The following is a 22,738-nucleotide window of genomic DNA, read 5'->3' as shown; positions in this document are numbered from 1 at the left end:
AGATAAATCACGGGCTTTCGCCGGTGACCTGCGCGGAGCAGACTGGTTAGGTCCCCCTTGCTAGCCGCGCGGCCGCACCGGCGAGCAAGATGGAGGCGCCTGTCGCTCCCATCCGAATAGAAGGAGACGGATTCGTGTCCACGGTGAACAGCTTCGGTGCCAAGAGCACCCTGACGGTCGGCAGCACCGACTACGAGATCTTCCGCATCGACACGGTGCCCGGTTTCGACAAGCTCCCCTTCAGCCTCAAGGTCCTCCTGGAGAACCTGCTTCGCACCGAGGACGGCGCGAACGTCACGAAGGCGCAGATCGAGGCGCTCGGGTCGTGGGACGCCAACGCGGAGCCCAACACCGAGATCCAGTTCACGCCGGCGCGCGTGGTCATGCAGGACTTCACCGGTGTGCCCTGCATCGTCGACCTCGCCACCATGCGCGAGGCCGTGACGGCGCTCGGGGGAGACCCGAACAAGATCAACCCGCTCTCGCCGGCCGAGATGGTCATCGACCACTCCGTCATCGCCGACCTGTTCGGCACCGAGAACGCGCTCGAGCGCAACGTCGAGATCGAGTACGAGCGCAACGGCGAGCGGTACCAGTTCCTCCGCTGGGGCCAGACCGCGTTCCAGGACTTCAAGGTCGTGCCCCCCGGCACCGGCATCGTCCACCAGGTGAACATCGAGCACCTCGCGAAGGTCATTTACGACCGCACCAACGGCGGCGTCCTCCAGGCCTACCCCGACACCTGTGTCGGCACCGACTCGCACACCACGATGGTCAACGGCCTGGGCGTGCTCGGCTGGGGCGTCGGCGGCATCGAGGCCGAGGCCGCGATGCTCGGCCAGCCCGTGTCGATGCTCATCCCGCGCGTCGTCGGCTTCAAGCTCTCCGGTGAGATCCCCGCCGGTGTGACGGCGACCGACGTGGTGCTCACCATCACCGACATGCTGCGCAAGCACGGCGTCGTCGGCAAGTTCGTCGAGTTCTACGGCGAGGGCGTCGCCTCCGTGCCGCTCGCGAACCGCGCGACGATCGGCAACATGTCGCCCGAATTCGGCTCGACCGCCGCGATCTTCCCGATCGACGACGTCACCCTCGACTACCTGCGTCTCACCGGCCGCAGCGACGAGGCCGTCGCGCTCGTCGAGGCCTACGCCAAGGAGCAGAAGCTCTGGCACGACGCCTCTCACGAGCCCGTCTTCAGCGAGTACATGGAGCTCGACCTCAGCACGGTCGTCCCGTCCATCGCCGGTCCGAAGCGCCCGCAGGACCGCATCCTCCTCTCCGAGGCGAAGACGCAGTTCGAGCAGGACATCCTGAACTACGCCACGGCCTCGACCAGCGACGACATCGTCGACCTCGAGTCCAAGCACTCCTTCCCGGCGTCCGACCCCGGACAGGTCCCGGGGGAGGAGGAGCCGACCACGCGTCCGGTGCACATCAGCAGCGGTGCGCCGGCCAACGTGTCGAACCCCGTGCCGGTCACGACTCCCGAGGGCGAGCAGTACACCCTCGACAACGGCGCCGTCACGCTGGCCGCCATCACGTCGTGCACCAACACGTCCAACCCGTCGGTCATGATCGCCGCCGGTCTCCTCGCCCGCAAGGCGCGGGAGAAGGGCCTCAAGCAGAAGCCGTGGGTGAAGACCACGCTCGGCCCGGGGTCGAAGGTCGTCACGGACTACTACGAGAAGTCCGGCCTGGACAAGGACCTCGAGGGCCTCGGCTTCTACACGGTCGGCTACGGCTGCACCATCTGCATCGGAAACTCCGGTCCGCTGATCGAAGAGGTCTCCGAGGCGATCAACTCGCACGACCTCGCCGTGACGGCCGTCCTCTCGGGCAACCGCAACTTCGAGGGCCGCATCAGCCCGGACGTGAAGATGAACTACCTGGCGAGCCCGCCGCTGGTCATCGCGTACGCCCTCGCCGGCTCGATGCACTTCGACTTCGAGACCGACGCGCTCGGCACGGACGCGGACGGCAACGACGTGTTCCTCAAGGACATCTGGCCCTCGCCGGACGAGGTGCAGGAGATCGTCGACTCGTCGATCTCGCGCGACCAGTTCATCAAGCAGTACGCCACCGTGTTCGACGGTGACGAGCGCTGGCGCAACCTGCCCACGCCGGACGACGACACGTTCCAGTGGGACGAGGACTCGACCTACGTGCGCAAGGCCCCGTACTTCGACGGCATGACGATGGAGCTCACCCCGGTGAAGGACATCGAAGGTGCCCGGGTCATGGCGACGCTCGGCGACTCGGTCACCACCGACCACATCTCGCCCGCCGGAAACATCAAGCCGGGCACGCCCGCGGCCCAGTACCTCACGGAGCACGGCGTCGACCGCAAGGACTTCAACTCCTTCGGCTCGCGTCGCGGCAACCACGAGGTCATGATCCGCGGCACCTTCGCGAACATCCGCCTGAAGAACCTCATGGTCTCGGCCGTGAACGACGGACAGGTCGTCGAGGGCGGTTACACCCGCGACTTCACCCAGCCGGACGGCCCGCAGTCGTACATCTACGACGCGTGCATGAACTACGCCGAGCAGGGGACCCCGCTCGTCGTGTTCGGAGGCAAGGAGTACGGCTCCGGCTCGTCGCGCGACTGGGCGGCCAAGGGCACCAGCCTCCTGGGCGTCAAGGCCGTGATCACGGAGAGCTTCGAGCGCATCCACCGCTCCAACCTCATCGGCATGGGCGTCGTCCCGCTGCAGTTCCCCGCCGGCGAGAGCTGGGAGTCGCTGGGCCTCGACGGCACCGAGATCGTCTCGATCACGGGGCTCGAGGAGCTCAACAACGGCGTCACCCCGAAGACGGTCAAGGTCACCGCCACCCCGAGCGAGCACTCGCCCGAGGGCAAGCAGCCGGTCGAGTTCGACGCGGTCGTCCGCATCGACACCCCCGGTGAGGCGGACTACTACCGCAACGGCGGCATCCTGCAGTACGTGCTGCGCTCGCTCGTCTGAGACGCATCGATGAAGGGGCCCGTGTCCACCGACACGGGCCCCTTCGGCGTGTCAAGGGTCCCCCGCCCTCGGGGGATTCCCGGCTCCGAGCGGTAGGATCGGGAAGACGTCCGCACCCGTTCGGACGCTCCGTCGAGGCCTGTGAGGAGGCGCAGATGCCCATTCTTCCGAGCATCTCTGGACCGCGCGATCTTGATCGGCTCTCTCCGGAGCAACTGGAAGAACTCGCCTCGGAGATCCGCGCGTTCCTCGTCGAGAACGTCTCGCAGACGGGCGGTCACCTCGGGCCGAACCTCGGCGTGGTGGAGCTGACGATCGCCCTGCACCGCGTGTTCTCCTCTCCGGACGACCCCTTCATCTTCGACACCGGCCACCAGTCGTACGTCCACAAGATCCTCACCGGTCGCCAGGACTTCTCGAAGCTGCGCGTCCGGGAGGGGCTTGCCGGCTACCCGCAACGCGCGGAGAGCCCGCACGACGTCGTCGAGTCGTCCCACGCCTCCAGCTCCCTGAGCTGGGCCGACGGCGTGTCGCGGGCACTCACCGCCACCGGCCGCGCGGACCGACACGTCGTCGCGGTTGTCGGCGACGGCGCGCTGACCGGCGGTATGACATGGGAGGCGCTGAACAACATCTCCGACGACAACGACCGCAACCTCGTCATCGTCGTGAACGACAACGGCCGCTCGTACGCGCCGACCATCGGCGGCATGTCGCGCTTCCTCAACCGGGTCCGCACCGCCGCGGCCTACAAGGACCTCCACCACAAGTCCGATCGCCTCTTCCGCGCGTTCGGGCCGGTGGGACGCGCAGTGTTCCGCGGTGTGCGCGGCGGCACGCACGGCTTCCTCTCGCGGTTCACGAACAACGAGGCGCTGTACTCCAACCTCGACATCAAGTACCTCGGCCCGGTCGACGGTCACGATCTGCCGGCGCTGCTGGAGACGCTGGAACTCGCGAAGTCCTACGGTGCACCGGTCATCGTGCACGCGATCACCGAGAAGGGTCGCGGCTACCAGCCGGCCCGCGACGACGAGGCCGACCAGTTCCACGCGGTCGGCAAGATCGACCCGACGACGGGGGAGACCCTGTCCTCAGGCGGCCGAGGGTGGACCGATGTCTTCTCCGACGCTCTCGTGAAGGTCGGGGAGCGACGCTCGGACGTGATCGCCATCACCGCCGCCATGCTCCGGCCCACCGGTCTCGCCCCCTTCGCGGAGCGCTTCCCCGACCGGGTCTACGACGTCGGCATCGCCGAGCAGCACGCGGTGGCCTCGGCCGCCGGACTCGCCTACGGCGGTCTGCACCCGGTCCTCGCCGTCTACGCCACGTTCATGGGACGCGCGTTCGATCAGGTGCTCATGGACGTCGCGTTGCACCGGGCGGGCGTCACGTTCGTGCTCGATCGCGCCGGCGTCACCGGCCCGGACGGACCGAGTCACCACGGCATGTGGGATCTGGCGATGCTGCAGATCGTCCCGCACATCCGCATCGCCGCCCCCCGCGACGGCGCGCGGCTGACCGAGGCACTGGACGAAGCGGTCGCCGTGGAGGACGCCCCGACCGTCATCCGCTTCCCGAAGGGGGATGTCTCCGCCGACCTCCCGGCGCTCGAGCGCCTCGAGGACGGCGTGGACGTGCTCGCACGGGGCGAGGGCGAGGACGTCCTCATCGTCGCGATCGGACCCTTCGCCGCCCTGGCCGTCGACGTGGCTGACCGGCTGCGCGCCCAGGGCATCGGCGCCACCGTGATCGACCCGCGCTGGGCGATCCCCGTGCAACCGTCGGTCGTCGAGCTCGCGGCGCAGCATCGACTGGTGATCACGCTGGAGGACGGCATCCGCGTGGGCGGCATCGGCACGCGCGTGCGGCAGGTGCTCCGCGAGGCGGGCATCGACACGGCTGTCGACGAGCTGGGTCTTCCCGACGAGTTCATCGACCACGCGTCGCGCGACCAGATCCTCGCCGATGCCGGTCTCACGGCCTCGAAGATCGCTCAGGACGTCGTGGCGCAGGTGCTCGGTACGCGCATCCCGAAGGCCCGCCACGCCGGGGAGACCGGAGCGATCGAGCTCCCACTCCACGAGCGCCACTGACGGACGTTCCCTGGAGCGGGCTTCCGTCGGTCAGGGGATGTCGGCGAGAGTCTCGGCGACGATCCGTTCCACGGTCGGGAGAGCTCTGGCGCGTTCGTCGGGGACCAGCCCGATCCGAGTGCGACGATCGAGCACATCGGCCGCGGTGAGAGCGCCCTGCGACCGGACAGCGTGCTCGACGACCGGTCGGGAGAGGGCGATGCCGTCCGCAACGGCGTCCTGCGAGCCGTTGTCCGGGGCGGGATCGTCGATAAGTCGCAGGGTCGCGGTGCCGCTGGGTCCGACCCGGAGGCCGCGCTGTCGCACCGCCAGATCCACCGCGTCCTCCGCCATGCGTCGGTAGGTCGTGAGCTTGCCGCCGAGCACGGAGACCACCCCGGACTCGGAGGTGCGGACGAGATGCCGGCGGGAGACGTCCGCCGTCTCGGCCGCTCCGGTGTCGACCAGTGGACGCAGCCCCGCGAACGCCCCGCGGACGCGGTCCCGCGCCAACGGCACCGCGAGCAGGCGGTTCAGTGTCTCCAGGAGGAAGTCGATCTCGGTCTCGGTGGGCTCGGCGACGGAGGGGATGGGGCCGGGCGCATCCACGTCGGTGAGTCCGACGATGACACGCCCACCGCGCTGCGGCAGGGCGAACACGTAGCGGCTGATGGAGCCTTCGAGCGGGATGGTGAGCGCAGCGGTCGGATGCCCGAGGTCGGCGGCGTCGAGGACGATGTGGGTGCCGCGGCTCGGGCGCAGCGTGAGGCCGTCGTCCAGAGTCGCCGCCCAGACTCCGGTGGCGTTGACGACCGCCCGTGCACGGATCTCGATGCGTTCCCCGGTGAGCATGTCCGTCGCCGTGGCCCCGTCGGCATGCAGCCGCTCGGCGCGCACCCTGGTCAGGATCCGCGCGCCGAGACCGGCCGCCGTCCGGGCGACGGCCACGACGAGGGCGGCGTCATCGGACAGCTGGCCGTCATACGTGACCATGCCCCCGCGGAGTCCCCAGGGGTTGAGCGCGGGGAATAGGCGCAGCGCCCTCGCCGTCCCGACGGCGTGCGGTCCCGGCAGCACCTTCCCGCTCGTGCGCGCTTGCAGGCGGAGGAGGTCACCCATGGCCATCCCCGCCGCTCCGGCCCCGCGCTGGCGGCCGCTGACGCCGGGCGCGAAAGGGAGAAGCTGCCCGAGCGGACGGATGAGGTGGGGCGCGATCACCGTCATCAGCAGATGCCGTTCGCGTGCGCTCTCGCGTGCCGTCGCCACGTCCCCCGTCGCGAGATACCGCAGCCCGCCGTGGACGAGTTTCGAGCTGAACCGGCTCGTCCCGAACGCGAGGTCCTCCGCCTCGATCAGGGTCACGCGGAGTCCGCGCGATGCGGCGTCCAGGGCCACGCCCGTTCCGGTGATCCCTCCGCCGACGACGAGGAGGTCGCAGGTGTCGTCGGCCGCGGCGTCGAGTTCGCGTCGACGGTGGCCCGCATGGAGGGCGGTCGAGGCAGGGGTCATGGCCGCAGGTGACCGTCCAGCGCGGCGCGGAGCTCGCGCTCCCAGGCCCGCTCGTCGATGAGGTCGGCCACCGTCGCGTGCGACAGCACAGCGGACTGGGCGATCAGGAGCAGCATGACGGCGATCTCGCCGGGGGCGCCCCCGCGCACCGATCCGTCGGCCTGGCCGGCTGCGATAGCGTCGGACAGCCACCGCAGGATGAGTCGCTGGCTGGACCCCACGCGGTGCAGGGTGTAGCGGGTGAACGCTTCGGGCTCCTCGTCGAGGAGATGGGCGTACACCGGGTCGGCGCGGAACAGCGAGGTGAACCGCAGCACGTCCTCGACGAGAGCGTCTCGCGAGTTGGCTCGCTCGGGGAACCCGTCGAGGAGGTCGGCGACCCGCCGCAGGAGCGCGGAACGGACGACATCGTCGGCATCCCGCCACGTCCGGTAGATGGTGGGCCGGCTAAGGCCGGAACGCCGTGCGAGGGCGGCGATCGTCACCCCGTGCACGCCGCCGCGGACGAGCAGGTCATCGGCCGCGTCGAGCACGCGCCGCTGCGTGGCGTCCCACGCCGGGGCGAGGGAGTCCGAGGGAAGAGTGGGAGAGTGACGTTCTTCCATGATGTGTCACACTGTAACGCATGGAGCAGCGGAACGGCAGCGGAGCCGACAGACCCGAGATGCGCTGGAACGGGTGGGGCGACCCGAGTCGGGCGAAGGATCTCCCGCTCGCCGTCCGCGGGCTGCTGCCGTTGCTGTTGGGCCGCGTGCGGCGCCCTCCGCAGCCGCCCGCGCTGGAGGACGTGCGCGTCCGGCCCTCCCGGCTGACGGCGGACGATGTCGCTGCACTCGAAGATTCCGTGGGCGCCGATGCGGTCGACGTCTCGACCGCGGGACGGCTCCGGCATGCGGGAGGACGTTCCACGCCCGATCTCCTGCGTCGACGGGCTCTCGAGCAGGATGCGCCCGATGCCGTCGTGTCTCCTGCGGACCATGACGCCGTCCGTGCGTGTCTCGCTCTGGCGGGGGAGCGGGGGCTCGCCCTGATCCCCTTCGGCGGGGGAACGAGCGTCGTGGGGGCGCTGGACCCGGAGCCCGGCCCGCATCGCGCCGTGCTCAGCCTGGATCTGCGCCGGCTCTCCGGCCTGCTCCACCTCGACACGCTGAGCGGCGAGGCGACCCTTGCGGCGGGGACGACCGGACCCGATGCCGAAGCGCAGCTCTCCGCACACGGCTTGGAGTTGGGCCACTTCCCGCAGAGCTTCCGTTACGCCACGATCGGAGGGTTCGCGGCTGCACGGTCGTCCGGACAGAACTCCGCGGGCAACGGGCGGTTCGAGGCGATGGTGACGGGGATCCGGGTCGCGACACCGACGGGAGACCTCGACCTCGGACGCGCGCCGGGGTCGGCGGCCGGCCCCGATCTTCTCCGCCTCTTCCTCGGCTCCGAGGGGATCTTCGGCGTCATCACCGAGGTCCGGGTCCGCGTGCACCCGGTGCCGACGGTGCGGATCTTCGAGTCGTGGACCTTCCCCGACTTCGCCGGCGGTGCCGATGCGCTCCGCCGCGTCGTGCAGCAGGGGGCAGGTCCCACGGTCATCCGTCTCTCCGACGAGGCCGAGACCGCCGTGAGCCTCGCCCAGGTCGGCCGGATCGGGAAGGCCCTCGCGAAGGGGGCGAGCGTCGTGACGGTGTTCGAGGGCGACGAGGCCGCGGCGCGCCGGGACCGGACCGCGGCGATCCTCGCCGCGGCGGGCGGTCGCTCTGCGGGCACCGGCGATGCGGAGGAGTGGGCGGCGGGACGATTCGACGGACCCTACCTGCGCGATGCGCTGCTCGACGCTGGGGTGTTCTGCGAGACGCTGGAGACGGCGACCACCTGGTCGAACCTGCGCACTCTGAAGGAGGCCGTCGAGGCGGCGCTGCGGTACGGTTTCGACGCGGTCGACGCGCGTTCGTACGTCATGTGCCACGTCTCGCACGTGTATCCGACGGGCGCCTCCCTCTACTTCACGGTGCTCGCCGGACTGCGACGCGAACCGTTGGGCGCGTGGGCCGAGGTGAAGGGCAGGGTGAACGACGCGATCCTCGCGAACGGCGGGACGATCAGCCATCATCACGCCGTGGGTCGCGATCACGCCCCCTGGCTCGCGCAGGAGATCGGTGAGACCGGCGTGCGGATCCTCACCGCCGTCAAGCGGGAGCTGGACCCTCGCGGCATCATGAATCCAGGTGCCGTGCTCGTCGATGTCCCGACGAGGGCGACCGTCTGAGATGGGGCACATCGCGGTGCTGTCGAATCCGCTCTCCGGCAAGGGCCGCGGGCAGCGGGCCACCGAGGAGGCGCTCGATCACCTGCGACAGCGGGGCGCGGATGTCCGCGTCTACGCCGGAGGGTCGCCCGCGGAGACGAGGCGGCTCGCGATGCTCGCGCTGGACGCGGCACCGGACGGGCTCGTCCTGGTGGGCGGCGACGGCACCCTCTCGGGCATCCTCGACGTGGTGTGCGCCGCAGGCGTCCCGGTCACGGTGGTCCCCGCCGGCACCGGGAACGACCTGGCGCGAGCGCTCGGGCTGCCGCGCACGGACGTGGCGGCGGCTGTCGAGCTCGCCCTGACCGGCCTGCCCCGGCCCATCGATATCGGCGAGGTGCGGACATCGACGGGCACGTCGCTGTTCCTCACCGTGGCGGCGCTGGGGTTCGACGCCCGCGTGAGCGATCGCACCAATCGCCTCCGCTGGCCGTCCGGCGCACTGCGGTACTACCTCGCGCTGCTCATCGAGCTCGTCCGGCTGCGTCCGCTCGACTTCACGATCCGCGCCGATGACGGCCCGGCGATCCCCGCCCGCGGCACTCTGGTGGCGGTCGGGAACACGGCCAGCTACGGCGGGGGGATGCCGGTCTGCGTGGGCGCCGTTCCGGATGACGGTACCCTCGACGTGGTCGCCGTGGGGCCCCTGGGCCGCCTCCGCCTGGTGCGCCTGTTCCCCGTGCTCCTGCGCGGGACGCATCTCGCGCGCCCGGAGGTGCACCACCTCCGGGCGCGCACGGTCACCGTCGCCGCGCCCGGTCTCGTGGCCTACGCGGACGGCGAGCGCGTGGGGGAGGAGACCTGCACGATCTCGGTCCGCGCGGCGGCGCTGACCGTCATGACCGACGCGGCGAGGGGGGACGCACATGTTCGATGAGGACGTCGTGATCGTCGGGTCGGGGTTCGGCGGCTCCGTCGCCGCACTCCGGCTCACCGAGAAGGGCTACCGCGTCCGCGTGTTCGAGGCCGGGCGACGATTCGCCGATGAGGACTTCGCGAAGACGAGCTGGGACGTGCGTCGCTATCTCTGGGCCCCGGCGGTCCGGTGCTTCGGAGTGCAGCGCATCCATCGGCTTCCGCACGTGATGATCCTCGCCGGCGCGGGCGTCGGCGGCGGGTCGCTCAACTACGCGAACACGCTGTACGAGCCGGGCGCGGCGTTCTTCGCCGACCCGCAGTGGTCGTCGATCCGGGACTGGAGCGCGGCTCTGGCCCCGCACTACGCCACGGCCACGCGCATGCTCGGCGTGGTGGAGCACTATCCTCACGACGGACCCGTCGAGCGGATCATGGCCGGTGCCGCCGAGGACCTCGGGGTGGGCGCCACCTTCCGCCGGGCACCCGTCGGCGTGTGGTTCGGCGTACCCGGTGAGCGAGTCGCTGACCCGTTCTTCGGCGGTGAGGGCCCCGAGCGCACGGGCTGTACGCTCTGCGGCAACTGCATGGTCGGCTGCCGCGTCGGTGCCAAGAACACCCTGATGAAGAACTACCTCGCCCTCGCCGAGCGCCGCGGAGCGGTCATCGAGCCGCTGCGTACCGTGACCGAGGTGCGGGAGCTCCCGAACGGCGGATTCTCCGTCACGACGCGACGCAGCGGCTCCTGGTTCCGACGGCGTCCTCAGACCGTCACGGCACGGGAGGTCGTCCTGGCGGCGGGCACCTGGGGCACCCAGCAGCTCCTCCATCGGATGAAGGCCGCCGGCGCGCTGCCGCACGTCTCCGACGCCGTCGGCCGGCTCACCCGCACCAACTCAGAGGCCCTGGACGGCGCCGTCGCCGTCCGGGTGCCCGAGCGGGTGGAGCTGGCGCGGGGCGTGGCGATCACCACATCGTTCCACGTGGATGACCGCACCCATGTCGAGAACGTCCGCTACGGTCCCGGGTCGAATCTCATGGGAGCACTCGCCACCGTGCTGGTCCCGGGCGACCGCGCGCTTCCGGGCCGCCTGGTCGCGCTCGTGGGCCAGGTGCTGCGCCGCCCCGCCCGGGCCCTGCGCCTCGCGTCCCTCCGGCGGTGGAGCGAGCGCGGGATCATCGCACTCGTCATGCAGACCGCCGACAACTCGCTCACGCTGTCGCTGCGGCGCCGCTTCGGACGGACGAGACTGACGAGCGCGCAGGGTCACGGCGCGCCGAACCCCAGCCACCTCCCCGAGGCGCATCGCGCGGCCCGTGCCATCGCCGCGCGTCTGGAGCGCGAGGGTGGGGTTCCCGCCGAGGCGCGCGGTTCGTGGCCGGAGGTCTTCGGGATCCCGCTCACGGCACACTTCCTCGGCGGAGCCGTGATCTCCGGATCACCGGAGGAGGGTGTCGTGGACGAGTACCAGCGCGTCTGGGGACACCCGGGGTTGCACGTCGTCGACGGGGCCGCTGTGCCCGCCAATCCGGGGGTGAACCCGTCCCTGACCATCACCGCGCTCGCGGAGCATGCCCTGTCGCACTGGCCGCGCCGCGGCGAGCCGGATGCCCGTCCGGCACCGGGGACGACACAGGGGGCCACGCCTACGGCGCGACCCCCTGCGGAGACGTGATCAGCGGCTTTCGATGCCGCGGATCTGCGGGGTGTGGAAGGAACCGCCGAACGCGCGCTCGGACGCCCCCTCGCGATCGAGATACGGCGAGGCCCCACCGTCGATGAACGGCCAGCCTGCCCCGAGGATGAGGCACAGGTCGATGTCCTCGACCTCCGGGACCACGCCCTCGTCGAGCATCAGCTTGATCTCGGTCGCGAGCCCGTCCTGCACGCGCTGCAGGATCGTGGCCGCCGATGCCGGGCTCTTGCCGACGGCGGGCGCCAGGACCTTCTCGGCCTGCTTCGTCCAGCCGACCACACGGCCGCCCTTGTCCTTCTCGACGACCTGGTCGAGCTCGGCGAGGGCGTGGAAGTTCTCGTTGGCGTAGAACCGGTCGGGGAATGCGCGCACCATCGTGTCCTGCACGTGCGCGGCCACCTTCCAGCCGACGAGGTCGATGAGCTGGAAGGGCCCCATCGGCAGGCCGAGCGGCGCGAACGCCTTCTCGACGTCGGCGATCGGAGTGCCCTCGTAGACGGCGCGCGCCGCCTCGCCCATGACCTTCGCGAGCAGGCGGTTCACCACGAAGCCCGGGGCGTCGGCGGTGAGCACCGCGTTCTTGCCCAGGTTCTTGGCGACGACGAATGCGGTGGACAGTGCGGTGTCCGCGGTCATCGGCGTCTTCACGATCTCGATCAGCGGCATGACCGCGACCGGGTTGAAGAAGTGGAAGCCGACGAGCCGTTCGGGGTGGGCGAGCTTCGCGCCGATCTCCTCGACCGACAGCGACGAGGTGTTCGTGGCGAGCACCGCGTCCTCCGCGATGATCTTCTCGATCTCGCCGAAGACCTGCTGCTTGACGCCGACCTCCTCGAAGACCGCCTCGATCACGAAGTCGCAGTCCGCGTAGAGAGCCTTGTCGGTGGTGCCCGTGACGAGCCCGCGCAGCTTGTTCGCGGTGTCCGCGTCCACGCGGCCCTTGGCCTCCAGCTTGCCGATCTCCTCGTGGATGTAGGCGACGCCCTTGTCCACGCGTGCCTGGTCCAGGTCGGTGATCAGCACCGGCACCTGGAGCTTGCGCACGAACAGCAGCGCGAACTGGCTGGCCATGAGACCCGCGCCGATGATGCCGACCTTGGTGACCTTCTTCGCGAGCTGCTTGTCCGGTGCGCCGACCGGACGCTTCGCACGCTTCTGCACGAGGTCGAAGGCGTACATCGACGCGGCGAACTGGTCCCCGGTCACGAGTTCCGCCAGCGCCTCGTCCTCGCGGGCGAAGCCCTCCGCCTTGGTGCCGCTCTTCGCCTTGTCGAGCAGCTCGAGAGCCGCGTAGGGCGACTTCGGCACGGTGCCGATCTTGGACTCCAGCATGCCGCGTGCCATCTTGATGGCGATCGGCCACTTGGTGAGCCGCTCGATCTTGCCAGGCTCGTTCTTGCGCACGACCTTCTTGCCGCCGAGGACCGCGTCGGCCCACGCGAGCGAGTTCTCGAGGTAGTTCGCGGCGGGGAAGATGGCGTCGAAGATGCCGAGGTCGAAGGCCTGCTGCGGCTTCAGCATGCGGTTCTGCTTGAGCGGGTTGGAGATGACCACCTCGAGGGCGTTCTCGATGCCGATAAGGTTCGGCAGCAGGTACGCCCCGCCCCAGCCGGGGATGATGCCGAGGAAGACCTCGGGGAGCGCCACGGCCGCCGCCGATGCGTCGACCGTGCGGTACGTGGAGTTCAGCGCGATCTCCAGGCCACCGCCCAGTGCGAGTCCGTTCACGAACGCGAACGACGGCACGCCGAGCTCGCTCAGCTTCCCGAGCACCTTGTGGCCGAGCTGGGCGATCAGACGTGCGTTGTCCCGGGAGCCGACCTTGCTGATGTCCGAGAGGTCGGCACCGGCGGCCATGATGTACTGCTTGCCGGTGATGCCGACCGCCTGGATCTCGCCGGCCGCCGCGCGGCTCTTCAGGCCGTCGAGTGTCGCGCCGAGTTCGGTGAGGGTGGCCGGACCGAGGGTGTTCGGGCGGGTGTGGTCCCGACCGTTGTCCAGCGTGATCAGGGCGAGGACCTTGCCCGACGCGAGGCGGATGTCACGCACGGGGGAGTGCGTGATGACCTCTCCCTCGGTGAGCGCCTGGATGGGCGAGAAGTCGACGTCGTCGTAGCTCACTTCTTCTTCTTTCCGTCGTAGTGCGGGTTCTCCCAGATGACCGATCCGCCCTGACCGAGACCGACGCACATCGCCGTCAGGCCGTAGCGCACGTCGGGGCGCTCGGCGAACTGCGCCGCGAGCTGGATCATGAGGCGGACGCCGGATGCGGCCAGCGGGTGGCCCACGGCGATCGCGCCGCCCCACGGGTTCACGCGGGGGTCGTCGTCGTCGATGCCGAAGTGGTCGAGCAGGGAGATGACCTGGATGGCGAAGGCCTCGTTGAGCTCGAAGAGTCCGATGTCGGAGATGTCGAGACCGGCCTTCTTGAGCGCCTTCTCGGTCGACGGGATCGGGCCGATGCCCATGATCTCGGGCTGCACACCGGCGAAGGCGAACGAGACCATGCGCATCTTGGGCGCGAGTCCGAGCTCCTTGACGGCGCCGCCGCCGGCGAGCAGCGACATCGTCGCGCCGTCGGTGAGCGGCGAGGACGTCCCTGCGGTCACGCGACCGTGCGGACGGAACGGCGTCTTGAGGCCGGCGAGGTCCTCCATCGTGGTCTGCGGACGGCGGCCCTCGTCCTCGGTGGCCAGACCCCAGGCGCCGTCGGCGCCCTTGATCGCGACCGACACGAGGTCCGGCTGGATCTTGCCGGCGTCGTAGGCGGCCTGCACCTTCTGCTGGCTGCGCATGCCATAGCGGTCGGAGCGCTCCTTGGTGAGGTGCGGGAAGCGGTCGAAGATGCGCTCCGCGGTGACGCCCATGTTGAGAGCGCCCGGGTCGACCATCTTCTCCGCCACGAAGCGCGGGTTGGGGTCGGCGTTCGCGCCGATCGGGTGGTGGCCCATGTGCTCGACGCCGCCCGCGAGGGCGAGGTCGTACATGCCCACGCCGATCGAAGCGCCCATGGTGGTCACGCTCGTCATCGCGCCGGCGCACATGCGCTCGACCGCCAGTCCGGGGACGGTCTGAGGCAGTCCGGCGAGGATCGCCACCGACCGTCCGAGGGTGAGCCCCTGGTCGCCGGTCTGGCTCGTCGCGGCGATCGCGACATCGTCGATGCGGTCCGCCGGCACGGCCGCGTTGCGCTCCATCAGGCCGATGGTCGCCTTGACGGCGAGGTCATCCGCGCGGGTGTTCCAGTACATGCCCTTTTCGCCGGCGCGCCCGAAGGGGGTGCGCACTCCATCGACGAAGAAGACGTCCGAGATCTCGGCCACTCTGCCTCCAAGTTAGTGCGGTGGCCTCAGTCTATGAACGGCCGGAAACCGGGAGGAATCGGTTGGATCGAACCTACGAAGCGGTCGCGGACGTGGTGTCGGGCGATTGCGTCGCCTCTACAAAGGCGTCGGCGATCTTCTGTGCAGTCTGTTCAACCTGCCAGGGGCGTGCCCCGAGTGCGGAGAGGGCGGCGCCGATCTCTTCCGCGGTGGCGCCCGGGCCGTCCCACGCGACCCGGCGCAGGTACTCGGGCGTGAGGAGGTTCTCGGTGGGCATGCCCAGCTCCTCCGCGACCGCCTCGACGGCGGGACGGGCGGCCTTCAGCCGGGCGTCGGCCTCCGGGTTGCGGTCGCCCCAGGCGCGGGGCGGGGGGAGCGCGTCGCTCGGCACGCGTTCGCGCGGCAGCGTCTCCGCGGCACGGCCGTCGACGATCGCCTGCCACCAGCGGTCGAGCTGGGTGCGGCTCGCGCGGCCCTGGAACTCCTTGACTCCCGCGAGGGCCTGCTTGGAGGCGGGGTTGGCGAGGACCGCGGCGACGAGGGAACGGTCGGGCACGAGGCGCCCGGGGGAGATGTCCTGCTGCTGCGCATACATCTCGCGGGCCTCCCACAGGGCGCGGGCGACGGCGAGGTTGCGGGCACCACGGACCTGGTGGAGTCCGCTCAGTCGCCGCCAGGGGTCTTCGCGCGGGGCCTTCGGGGCGCGCGCCAGGGTGGCGGCGAACTCCTGAGCGGCGAAGGCGGTCTTGCCCTGTTCCTCGAGCTCGGCGACGAGAGCGTCGCGGACGTCGACGAGATGCAGCACGTCGAGCGCGGCATAGTCCAGCCAGGAGTCGGGCAGCGGACGGGTCGACCAGTCGGCGGCCGAGTGCTCCTTCTTCAGGGTGATGCCGAGCGTGTCCTCGACGACGGCGGCCAGACCCACCCGGTCATGACCGAGCAGGCGGGAGGCGAGCTCGGTGTCGAAGATCTCCTTCGGCTCCAGGTGCAGCTCGCGCAGAGAGGGCAGATCCTGGCTGGCGGCATGGAGCACCCACTCGACGTCGCCGATGGCCTCCTGCAGCGGGGCGAAGTCGCCGATCGCGGGCGGGTCGAACAGGAACACCCCGGCCTCGCGCCGGAAGACCTGCACCAGATAGGCCCGCTGCGAGTAGCGGAAGCCGGACGCCCGCTCGACATCGACGGCGACCGGGCCGGTGCCGGCGGCGAGCGCAGCACAGGCTGCACGGAACTCCTCGGTTTCGGAGATCACGGAGTATTCAGTCACGTACAGCCTTTCGCGCGCCGATCACGGCGATGCCCTCGGAACCCGGCGGAAGCCCCGCCAGCATTCCGACCAGCTCGGCCCATGCTTCGACGTGCGGTCGGAACGGGCCCTCCGGAGTCCAGGACGCCCGCAATTCTATCTGTGCGCCGTCTCCCTCGTCGGCGAGGCCGCCGAATCCCTTCGACAGCGTCTTCGTCGACGTGCCGGACGGCGAGTGGTAGATCGCCTCCCGGGAGTCCAGGGCGTCCACGAGCCACGACCACGTGACGTCGGCGAGCAGCGGATCCGTGCCGATCTCGGTCTCGAGCGGAGCCTGGGCGAAGATCACGATGCGCCAGGCGCCTCCCCAGGCGTCCGGCTCGTCCGGATCGTGCAGCAGGATGAACCGTCCGGTCCCGTATATCGAGTCGCCGTCCTCGCCCGGGCGGACGTCGGCGGAGAGCGCGATCGCGAAGGGCGCGAGGTTCTGCGGCGTGGGGATCTCGCGGACCGCGATGTCGTCGCGGAACGCGGTCGCGCGCAGTTCGGCGACGGCGGCGTCGAAGGGCGTCCCGGCCTCGGGGTGTGCGGTCACGGCAACAGGCTAGAGTCGGAAGGCGATGAAGAGTCTCAGGCACGCCGTTGCGATCGTTGTCCCCGCGCTCCTCGCCCTGGGCGCGACCGTCGGGATCCTCGTGATCGCGGTGGCACGCCGGGTCGTGACCCCGTTGCGAAGCCGCGTCCAGGACACGGAGATCCTCGCGATCGACACCGGGGCGCAGACCATCGAACTCCGCCGCACCCTCGACACCGAGCTGCCGGGGCGATACGGCCTCTTCACCACGGGCACGTACGGCTACGTCAAACTCGGGGCGGTTCTCAGCGCGGACAGCACGACCGTGCGCCGCAAGCTCCTCACGAAGATCGAACCCGGTGCCAGGGTGGACCGCGGCGCGTCCTTCAGCGGCAGCTACTACATGTCGCCGAGTGAGCTGCACCTGCGATGGGAGAACGTGCTCATCGGCTCGCCGGCCGGGCCGTGCCCTGCGTGGTTCTTCCCGGGGGACTCCTCGACCTGGGTCATACAGGTGCACGGTCGCGGCACGACCCGCGCCGAGTGCCTCCGTGCCGTGCCGGTGATGCACGCGGCGGGGCTGCCCACGCTCGTCGTGTCGTACCGCAACGACGGCGAGGCGCCGCGGACCAAGGCGGGCGCCTATGCGCTCGGCGCATCCGAGTGGCGCGATGTCGACGCCGGGATCGCCTATGCGCTGCGTCACGGCGCCGAGCGGATCGTGCTGATGGGCTGGTCAATGGGCGGGGCGGTATCCTTGCAGGCTGCGGTCAACTCCGGCCATCGGGATCGCATCGCTGGCATCATCCTGGAGTCGCCGGTCGTCGACTGGCGCACGGTCCTCCGTTTCCAGGCTCAGGTCGCCCGGGTGCGCGCACCGCTGCCCGCGCTGGCGATGGGAGCGCTGCAGCTGCCGCTCACGGCGAAGCTCAGCGGTGCGGACGAGCCCATCCTGTTCGACCGTCTGGACATGGTCGCTCGGGCTGATGAGCTACGGGCGCCGATTCTCATCCTGCACAGCGACGACGACGGCTTCGTCCCGGCGGACGCCTCGCACGCACTGCAGGAGGCGCGGCCGGACCTGGTCACCATGCCGCGCTTCACCGTCGCCCGGCACACCAAGCTCTGGAACTACGACGAGAAGGGCTGGACCACGGCCATCTCGGAATGGCTCGCGGCACAGGGGCTCAGCGCTTCTGCCTGACCTGGTTCTTGGCCCGCATCAGCATGCCGGTCATGCCGCCGATCCGCAGCGGTGACACGGCCTTGGTGAGCCCGATCGACTGCGGGTAGTCCTCGGGGATCGCCAGCACCTCGTCCGCCGTCAGTCCGGTGATGCCCTGCACGAGGATGCTCGCGAAGCCCCGGGTCGTCGGGGCCTCCTCAGGGGCGGTCGCATGCATGGTCACGACGTCGTCGTGGACTTCCACGTAGATGTAGACCGGCGACTGGCATTCCGCGACGCGCTCGCCCATCTCCGGATGCGCCGCGACCTCATCGGAAACGGCGGGCAGCTCGTCGGCGTACTCCAGGAGCAGCAGCAGGCGATCCGATTCCGGGGTCTCCAGGAATCCGTCGCGGATCTCGGCGAGGGTCTCGGGCAGGGCGGAGGCGTTCATCCCCGCCATTCTCCCACCTCAGACGGTGCCGGGCTCCGTGCCCGTGACGATCGGGACGCGCACCGCGCTGCCCCACTCCGTCCACGAGCCGTCGTAGTTGCGGACGTTCTCGAAGCCGAGGAGGTGCTTGAGCACGAACCACGTGTGGCTCGAGCGCTCCCCGATGCGGCAGTAGGCCACGACGTCGTCACCGTCCTGCAGCCCGGCGCCGTCCCGGTAGATGGCGTCGAGCTCGGCGCGGCTCTTGAAGCCGCCGTCCTCGGCGACCGCCTTCGCCCACGGCACGCTCTGCGCGGTGGGGATGTGGCCGGCTCGCAGAGTCCCCTCCTCCGGGTAGGCGGGAGCGGTGGTCCGCTCTCCGCTGTACTCCTCCGGGGAGCGGACGTCGATGAGCGGGTTGCCGAGGTGCGCGAGCACGTCTTCCTTGTACGCGCGGATGGCCGTGTCGTCCCGCTCCACCACCGGGTACTCCGTGGCGGGACGGTTCGTCGCCTCGCGGGTCAGCTCGCGGCCCTCCGCAATCCAGCGATCACGGCCGCCGTCGAGGAGACGGACGTCCTCGTGACCGAAGAGCGAGAAGACCCACAGCGCGTACGCCGCCCACCAGTTGTTCTTGTCGCCGTAGATCACGACCGTGTCGTCGCGGGCGATGCCCTTGCGGCTCAGCAGCTCGGCGAAGCCCTCGCCGTCGACGTAGTCCCGCACGACCGGGTCGTTGAGCTCCGTGTGCCAGTCCACCTTCACCGCTCCGGGAATGTGGCCCGTCTCGTAGAGGAGCACGTCCTCGTCCGACTCGACGACCACGAGGCCGGGCTCTCCCAGGTGGGCGGCGAGCCACTCGGTCGTCACCAGGCGGCCGGGCTCGGCGTACTCGGCGAACTTGGGGGAGGAGGAGTCGAACTCGATGGCCATGGGGTCTCCGTAGCGGTGAGCGGGCGAGCGGGCGGTGCGGACGGCGTAGTGTGGATCCGTCCCTTCGACGATAGATCCTCCGCGCGCCCCCGGGACCCGATCCGTAAGACTTCGACACAGGCCCTTGCCTGATTCAGGACCGTGATGACCGACCCGACCACCCGCACCGGAACCGTCCACCTCACCGAGCGCACGCCGACGGTCAGCGGACCCGAGATGCTCGCGAGCCTGGTGCCGCCGCCGCAGTTCGACGACGCCACGTTCGACAGCTACCGGGCGGATCCCGCCTACCCGTCGCAGGAGGAGGCGAAGCAGACGCTGCTGCGTTTCGCGGGACGCGGTGCTCCCGTCAAGCGGGGCGGTCTGTTCAGTCGGGCGAAGAAGGAGCCGGAACTGAAGCCCGGGGTCTACCTCGACGGCGGCTTCGGCGTGGGCAAGACCCACCTGCTCGCGTCGATCTACCACGCGATGCCCGCCCGGCGGAAGTACTTCGGCTCGTTCATCGAGTACACCGCTCTGGTGGGGGCACTCGGCTACAAGAACACCGTGGACCTCCTCAAGGGCGCCGATCTGCTCTGCATCGACGAGTTCGAGCTCGACGATCCGGGCGACACGATGGTCATGACGCGCCTTCTGGGTGAACTCGTGCCCACCGGCACTCGGCTCGCGGCCACCTCGAACACGCCGCCGAACGCGCTCGGCGAGGGGCGCTTCGCCGCGCAGGACTTCCTCCGCGAGATCCACGCGATGTCGGACAGCTTCCAGACGCTGCGCATCGACGGCGTCGACTTCCGGCAGCGGGCGATCGACGGTCACGCCGTGGCGCTGGAAGACGCGGCGTACAACGCGGCGGTCGAGGCGGCCGCGGCGGACGGCGCTGTGTCGGACGATGCGTTCGACGACCTCATCCGGCATCTCGCCCAGGTGCACCCCTCGCGCTACATCAGGCTCATCGACGGGCTGCACCGCGTGGGGCTGCGCGGCGTGCGTCAGCTCACCGACCAGTCGGAGGCGTTGCGGTTCGTGGCCTTCGTCGACCGGGTCTACGACGCGCAGATCCCGATCCTCGCGACGGGTGTCGGGCTCGACGCCGTGTTCTCCGACGAGATGCTCGCCGGTGGCTACCGCAAGAAGTACCTGCGCGCCATCTCCCGGCTGAACGCGCTCACGCATTCTGCGTAAGCCTGCAGGCCTGCGTAACGCGATGTTCACACCCGGAGCCGTGCTGTAACAGCGGAGAAACAAACCTCACGCATGGGCGAAATCGCCCATGGTCACACTGAAGCTCTCAATTACTTCGGATGTGAGGTTTTCCTATGGATGCTCCCGGCAACATCTCGTGGGCGATCACCGCGACGGCACTGGTGCTGCTCATGACGCCCGGCGTCGCCTTCTTCTACGGCGGTCTCGTCAAGGCGAAGAGCGTCGTCAGCATGATGATGATGAGCTTCGGCTCGATCGGACTCGTCGCCGTGCTGTGGATTCTCTTCGGCTTCTCCATGAGCGCCGTCGACAGCCCCACGGCCTTCGCGGGCAACCCGTTCGCGGACATCGGGCTGTCCAGCCTCGCCTCGGGTGAGGGCTCGAACGTCGCCCTGCTCAGCGTCGCGTACGGCGCCACCTTCGCGATCATCACCGTCGCCCTGATCTCCGGGGCGATCGCCGATCGGGCGAAGTTCGGCAGCTGGCTGATCTTCGCCGGCGTCTTCGCCACGGTCGGCTACTTCCCGGTCGCGGCCTGGGTCTGGGGCGGCGGTTGGATCATGAACCTCGGCACGACCCTGTTCGGCGAGGACAGCGGCATCGGCGTGATCGACTATGCGGGCGGCACGGCGGTGCACATCAACGCGGGTGCCGCGGCGCTGGCCCTCGCCCTCGTGCTCGGCAAGCGCATCGGCTTCCAGAAGGGCATCCTCAAGCCGCACAACGTGCCGCTGACGCTGCTCGGCGCCGCACTGCTGTGGTTCGGCTGGTTCGGCTTCAACGCCGGTGCGGAGTGGCTCGCCGAGGACATGGGCGGCGTCGGCCTCATCGGCCTGAACACGCTCGGTGCGACCGCGGCCGCGATCCTCGGCTGGATCCTCATCGAGCGCATCAAGGACGGCAAGCCCACCTCCGTCGGCGCCGCCTCCGGCGCGGTGGCGGGTCTCGTGGCGATCACCCCGGCATGCGCCAACCTCACCCCCGGATGGTCCCTCCTGCTCGGCGCGGTGGCCGGCATCGTCTGCGCCCTCGCGGTGGAGCTGAAGTTCCGCCTCGGCTTCGACGACTCGCTCGACGTGGTCGGCATCCACCTCGTCGGCGGCCTCATCGGCACCGTGTACCTCGGCTTCTTCGCCACCGGCACCGGCCTCTTCGTCGGTGGCGACGCCCGTCAGCTCGCCGTGCAGGTGATCGCCGCCGCGGGCGTGCTGATCTACTCCTTCGTGGTCGCGTGGGTCATCGGCTTCGTGATCCAGAAGACGATCGGGTTCCGCATCACGAACGAGGACGAGATCGCCGGTGTCGACCAGGTCGTGCACGGCGAGGAGGGCTACGCTCTCGCGAACGCGTGACGACGGTTAGGGTGACCGTGTGGGCACGACCAGCAACGGCATCCTGAAGGCACTCGCGGACCTGCTGCGCCGAGCAGTGGGCTCCCCCCGGGCGTCGCGGACCTCTCCCGGTCCGCGGCGCCCGGACGCGCGTCTGCGGACGGCCGAGGAGCGCGAGCGGCGATCCGCGAAGACGCCGGACGCCGGAGTCGAGCCGGGGCAGGTCCGCGGTACCGAGACCGTGCGGCTCAATCCCGGGCGTATGCCGGCCGTCCGCGTGGCCTACGCGCCGCACCGGGACGGCGCTCCCGACGCCGGCGAGGTCGTCTGGACCTGGGTGCCGTACGAGGAGAACGACGGTCGAGGCAAGGACCGGCCGGTGCTGGTGATCGGGCGGCAGTCCTCCGAGCGGGTCTACGCGGTACGGATGACCAGCAGGCCCCACGACGGCGAGCGCGACTACCTCTCGATCGGGAGCGGCGAGTGGGACGGGCAGGGCCGCGAATCGTGGGTGGACATCGAACAGCTCTACAGCGTCCATGAGCGTGGTCTGCGCCGTGAGGCGGCGGCCCTGGATCGTGGCCGGTACGCACGGGTCGCGGCAGCGCTCCAGCGGCGGTGCGGATGGGCGCAGAGCTGACCCGGCAGCCGCACTCCCATCCGATGGGCGCAGGGCTCCGAACCTTCTGATGAGTCGCCGCCGGCGGCACCCAAGGAGGAATCATGCGTTTCATCCCGACCAAGGTCCACGGAATTCTCGACTACGTCGTCGGGATCGCTCTGATCGCCGCGCCCTGGCTGTTCGGCTTCGCCGGTATGGGCGGAGCCCCGGTCGTCATCCCGATCGTGCTCGGCGTGGGCCTCATCGTCTACAGCCTCTTCACGAAGTACGAGTGGGGTCCGTTCGGTCTGATCCCCATGCCCGTGCACCTCGTCTTCGACATCGTCGCCAGCCTCTTCCTCGCGCTGTCGCCGTGGCTGTTCGGGTTCGCAGGCGAGGCGCTGAACGTCTGGCTGCCGCACGTCGTGGTGGGTGCTGCTGTCATCGTCGTCGTGCTGTTCTCGCAGCCGCAGCCGCAGAGCACCCGCGGACGGGCTGCGACCGCCTGACCCGCACACGACGAGGGGC

Annotated in this window: 18 protein-coding genes; 10 read left to right on the top strand and 8 right to left on the bottom strand. The window is 70.0% G+C overall.

The annotated features are described in order from the left end of the window. Positions 1–89: 89 nt before the first annotated feature. Positions 90–2,969 (top strand): aconitate hydratase, encoded by a 2,880-nt coding sequence (locus tag AB0310_RS05190; RefSeq protein WP_187661561.1) that lies wholly within the window; start codon positions 90–92, stop codon positions 2,967–2,969. 155 nt (positions 2,970–3,124) lie between these two features. Beyond that, positions 3,125–5,065 (top strand): 1-deoxy-D-xylulose-5-phosphate synthase, encoded by a 1,941-nt coding sequence (dxs, locus tag AB0310_RS05185; protein ID WP_366236708.1) that lies wholly within the window; start codon positions 3,125–3,127, stop codon positions 5,063–5,065. 30 nt (positions 5,066–5,095) lie between these two features. On the opposite strand, the gene AB0310_RS05180 is transcribed toward dxs, so the two are convergent. Beyond that, positions 5,096–6,553, bottom strand: coding sequence for a glycerol-3-phosphate dehydrogenase/oxidase (locus AB0310_RS05180; protein WP_366236707.1), 1,458 nt, complete (start codon positions 6,551–6,553; stop codon positions 5,096–5,098). Further along, positions 6,550–7,158: a TetR/AcrR family transcriptional regulator gene (locus AB0310_RS05175; RefSeq protein ID WP_366236706.1), complete on the bottom strand. Its 609-nt coding sequence runs from the start codon at positions 7,156–7,158 to the stop codon at positions 6,550–6,552. The genes AB0310_RS05180 and AB0310_RS05175 overlap by 4 nt, the downstream gene beginning before the upstream one ends. Before the next feature lie 20 nt (positions 7,159–7,178). On the opposite strand from AB0310_RS05175, the gene AB0310_RS05170 reads away from it, so the two are divergent. The 3 genes from AB0310_RS05170 to AB0310_RS05160 are packed head-to-tail and all read left to right on the top strand — an operon-like array spanning position 7,179 to position 11,380. Further along, on the top strand, positions 7,179–8,810 hold the full coding sequence (locus AB0310_RS05170; RefSeq protein WP_366236705.1) for an FAD-binding oxidoreductase: 1,632 nt from the start codon (positions 7,179–7,181) through the stop codon (positions 8,808–8,810). Between the two features lies 1 nt (position 8,811). Continuing rightward, positions 8,812–9,726, top strand: a complete 915-nt coding sequence (locus tag AB0310_RS05165; protein WP_366236704.1) for a YegS/Rv2252/BmrU family lipid kinase — start codon at positions 8,812–8,814, stop codon at positions 9,724–9,726. Then, on the top strand, positions 9,716–11,380 hold the full coding sequence (locus AB0310_RS05160; protein WP_366236703.1) for a GMC oxidoreductase: 1,665 nt from the start codon (positions 9,716–9,718) through the stop codon (positions 11,378–11,380). The genes AB0310_RS05165 and AB0310_RS05160 overlap by 11 nt, the downstream gene beginning before the upstream one ends. Here AB0310_RS05160 and AB0310_RS05155 read toward each other — a convergent pair whose 3' ends face one another. From AB0310_RS05155 to AB0310_RS05140, 4 genes are all read right to left on the bottom strand, one after another. After that, a complete protein-coding gene (locus AB0310_RS05155) occupies positions 11,381–13,522 on the bottom strand; it encodes a 3-hydroxyacyl-CoA dehydrogenase NAD-binding domain-containing protein (protein WP_187661555.1) in 2,142 nt (713 codons plus the stop codon). Further along, positions 13,519–14,724, bottom strand: a complete 1,206-nt coding sequence (locus tag AB0310_RS05150) for a thiolase family protein (RefSeq protein ID WP_187661554.1) — start codon at positions 14,722–14,724, stop codon at positions 13,519–13,521. Before AB0310_RS05150 ends, AB0310_RS05155 begins: the two co-directional genes overlap by 4 nt. A 73-nt stretch (positions 14,725–14,797) precedes the next feature. Then, entirely contained in the window at positions 14,798–15,991 is a 1,194-nt protein-coding gene (locus AB0310_RS05145) for a ribonuclease D (protein WP_268776272.1), read from the bottom strand. Then, positions 15,984–16,565 carry a DUF3000 domain-containing protein gene (locus AB0310_RS05140; RefSeq protein ID WP_187661552.1) on the bottom strand — a complete coding sequence of 194 codons (582 nt, stop codon included), beginning with the start codon at positions 16,563–16,565 and terminating at the stop codon, positions 15,984–15,986. The genes AB0310_RS05145 and AB0310_RS05140 overlap by 8 nt, the downstream gene beginning before the upstream one ends. A gap of 25 nt (positions 16,566–16,590) precedes the next feature. Here AB0310_RS05140 and AB0310_RS05135 point away from each other — a divergent pair, with 25 nt between their 5' ends. Next, on the top strand, positions 16,591–17,748 hold the full coding sequence (locus tag AB0310_RS05135; protein ID WP_187661551.1) for an alpha/beta hydrolase family protein: 1,158 nt from the start codon (positions 16,591–16,593) through the stop codon (positions 17,746–17,748). Here the strand turns inward: AB0310_RS05135 and AB0310_RS05130 are convergent. Both AB0310_RS05130 and AB0310_RS05125 read right to left on the bottom strand, forming a co-directional pair. After that, the gene (locus AB0310_RS05130) at positions 17,732–18,163 is read right to left on the bottom strand and encodes a SufE family protein (RefSeq protein WP_268776273.1); all 432 of its coding nucleotides are present in this window, start codon (positions 18,161–18,163) and stop codon (positions 17,732–17,734) included. The genes AB0310_RS05135 and AB0310_RS05130 overlap by 17 nt on opposite strands. 18 nt (positions 18,164–18,181) lie before the next feature. Further along, positions 18,182–19,075 carry a sulfurtransferase gene (locus AB0310_RS05125; RefSeq protein ID WP_025103554.1) on the bottom strand — a complete coding sequence of 298 codons (894 nt, stop codon included), beginning with the start codon at positions 19,073–19,075 and terminating at the stop codon, positions 18,182–18,184. Positions 19,076–19,219: 144 nt separating this feature from the next. On the opposite strand from AB0310_RS05125, the gene zapE reads away from it, so the two are divergent. The 4 genes from zapE (at position 19,220) to AB0310_RS05105 (ending at position 22,719) form a co-directional block, all read left to right on the top strand. Then, positions 19,220–20,257, top strand: a complete 1,038-nt coding sequence (zapE, locus tag AB0310_RS05120) for a cell division protein ZapE (RefSeq protein ID WP_280565329.1) — start codon at positions 19,220–19,222, stop codon at positions 20,255–20,257. Positions 20,258–20,391: 134 nt separating this feature from the next. Continuing rightward, positions 20,392–21,630, top strand: a complete 1,239-nt coding sequence (locus AB0310_RS05115; RefSeq protein ID WP_025103552.1) for an ammonium transporter — start codon at positions 20,392–20,394, stop codon at positions 21,628–21,630. A gap of 19 nt (positions 21,631–21,649) precedes the next feature. Further along, positions 21,650–22,249: a type II toxin-antitoxin system PemK/MazF family toxin gene (locus AB0310_RS05110; protein ID WP_366236702.1), complete on the top strand. Its 600-nt coding sequence runs from the start codon at positions 21,650–21,652 to the stop codon at positions 22,247–22,249. Between the two features lie 83 nt (positions 22,250–22,332). Continuing rightward, the gene (locus tag AB0310_RS05105; protein ID WP_187661546.1) at positions 22,333–22,719 is read left to right on the top strand and encodes an SPW repeat domain-containing protein; all 387 of its coding nucleotides are present in this window, start codon (positions 22,333–22,335) and stop codon (positions 22,717–22,719) included. Positions 22,720–22,738 lie beyond the last annotated feature (19 nt).

It is taken from the genome of Microbacterium meiriae (assembly GCF_040702565.1).
GTDB classification, from domain to species: Bacteria; Actinomycetota; Actinomycetes; order Actinomycetales; family Microbacteriaceae; genus Microbacterium; species Microbacterium meiriae.
The sequence above is the reverse complement of the archived record's forward strand: the minus strand, read 5'-3'. Positions and strand labels throughout refer to the sequence as shown.